The 528-nt window shown below is 48.1% G+C and carries 2 tRNA genes; both read right to left on the minus strand.

The annotated features are described in order from the left end of the window. Positions 1–283 precede the first annotated feature (283 nt). Positions 284–359 (minus strand) — tRNA-Ala (locus G3N99_RS41560). Positions 360–401: 42 nt separating this feature from the next. Continuing rightward, positions 402–478: transfer RNA gene (locus G3N99_RS41565), tRNA-Ile, on the minus strand. Positions 479–528: the final 50 nt, after the last annotated feature.

Below are 528 nucleotides of genomic sequence, written 5' to 3' on the forward strand. Positions count from 1 at the left end.
AACGAGTCTGTCTCATCGACAGTCGTTACAGGTTGAGTTCTCGCATTTGTGCCGTATTCCAATTGAGTCAAACATAGAGTTCGAATCATCTTGAGATACATCGATACAATCACAACCCGGATAGTTTCCACGTCCATCTCATAGACGCTTCCGCTATCCAAATTACTTACTTCTTCCAGATTGTTAAAGAACGACAGCCGATATGGTTTTACTCATATCATCTGACTGGCTCAATCGCCAATGACAAAGATTCGACCCAAGTCGAACGCTTGTCATTGAAGATTGGTGGAGGCAGACGGGATCGAACCGACGACCCCCTGCTTGCAAAGCAGGTGCTCTCCCAGCTGAGCTATGCCCCCATGTACAGATTTGCCTCAGGTACCTACAGTCAGACAAGACATTGGTGGGTCTGGTTGGATTCGAACCAACGACCCCCGCCTTATCAAGACGGTGCTCTAACCGACTGAGCTACAGACCCCTGAGTCTGTCTTTAAATTTACAGCCGATAAGCGTGAGCGCTCAACTTCG

It is taken from the genome of Burkholderia sp. Ac-20392 (genome assembly GCF_017104585.1).
GTDB classification, from domain to species: Bacteria; Pseudomonadota; Gammaproteobacteria; order Burkholderiales; family Burkholderiaceae; genus Burkholderia; species Burkholderia lata.